Source organism: Pseudoalteromonas sp. CO342X, assembly GCF_004208915.1.
GTDB classification, from domain to species: Bacteria; Pseudomonadota; Gammaproteobacteria; order Enterobacterales; family Alteromonadaceae; genus Pseudoalteromonas; species Pseudoalteromonas maricaloris.
Genome location: NZ_SGPH01000054.1, coordinates 1 through 1,613 on the forward strand (window position 1 = coordinate 1; position 1,613 = coordinate 1,613).

Consider the following 1,613-nt stretch of genomic DNA (forward strand, 5'->3'; position numbering starts at 1 on the left):
CTTTTAACGTCCCCTGAATTGGATGTTTATGCCCATGAATTAGTGACGCCACAGGAGCGTGAGCAGTTACTGGATACCTGGAATGATACCGCAGCTAAGTACCGCTCGGAGCTGTGTCTGCATGAATTATTTGAACGTCAGGTCGATACCCATCCAAAGAAAACCGCCCTGATCTGTGAAGAGACAAGCCTCAGTTATGAGACGTTGAACCGCCGCGCCAACCAGCTGGCCCATTACCTGAAAGCACAGGGGGTGAAGCCGGATACCTTAGTGGGGCTTAGCGTCGAACGTTCAGTGGACATGGTGATTGCCATTTTGGCAATCCTCAAGGCTGGCGGCGCTTATGTGCCTTTAGATCCCAGCTACCCGCAAACGCGGCTGAGGCATATGCTCAGCGACAGTGGCGTCACTTTAGTGCTGACGCAGCACAGTGTTCGGGAGCAACTACCTGACTGTTGCGGACAGGTGTTGTGCCTGGACGATGGTGCACTGCAGGAGGTGCTGACGAAGATGGCGACGGATAACCTGCCGGTATCTTCGCTGGGACTGGCGCCCCGTCACCTGGCGTATGTTATCTATACCTCGGGCTCTACCGGGCAACCTAAGGGGATCATGGTGCAGCATCAGGCGATGCTTGTGCGCCAGGATGGCTGGAACCGGGTGTTTGACTTGGAAAAGCGTCCGCCTGTGGTATTACAAATGGCGGGACTGTCAGTCGATATCCTGCTTGGCGATATGATGAAAGCCCTCGGCTGCGGCGGACGGCTGGAGATTTGCCCGAAAGAGGTACTACTTTCGCCGGATAAGCTGTATCAGATGATCCAAAGCCGGGAGATCACCTATGGCGACTTTGTTCCGGCGGTGATCCGCGCTTTGACGGATTATTTGCTTGAAAGCGGGCAAAAGCTGGATGCGATGGCGTATATTTCAGTGGGCTGTGAGGCCTGGTACGGACGGGATCTGCGGCGTTTAAAAAGGGTTATCGGGGAAAATACCGAATGTTTTAACCTTTACGGACAGACAGAATCGGTGATAGATGCCAGTTACTGCCGTGCCACGGAGCTGGTGTTAGCGGATGTGGACACGGTGCCAGTGGGGCAGCCGCTGGCCAATACCGGGTTGTATGTGCTTAACGAGCAACAACAATTGCAGCCTTATGGTGTTGCAGGGGAATTGTGCGTTGGCGGTAAAGGACTGGCATTAGGTTATGCCGGACGTGCGGGGTTAACGGCAGAGAAGTTTTTGGCACATCCTTTTACAGAGGAAGTGGGGCAAGGTTTATACCGCACCGGCGATCAGGCGGTGCGGCGGGCGGACGGCAGTCTACATTTTGTCGGCAGGGATGATGAGCAGGTAAAAATCCGTGGCTTCAGGGTTGAGGTAAAAGAAGTCGAAGGCAGATTGTTGGCACTGGAAGCGGTAAAAGCGGCGCTAGTGTTAGCGCGGCAGGACGAGGGGCAGCACAAACGGCTGGTGGGGTATTTATTATTCGAACCAGGGCAAAGCTGCTCGCTGGCGGCGCTTGCCGAGCATATGCGGGCGGGGCTGCCGGATTATATGGTGCCTTCGGCCTTTGTGGTGTTGGAGTCTTTTCCGTTGACGGCCAACGGCAC

Annotated in this window: 1 protein-coding gene; it reads left to right on the forward strand. The window is 55.0% G+C overall.

Annotated elements, in window-relative coordinates; translation table 11 throughout:
• The coding region (locus EXT47_RS23575) for an amino acid adenylation domain-containing protein (protein WP_130127741.1) at positions 1–1,613 on the forward strand (1,613 nt) is incomplete at both ends.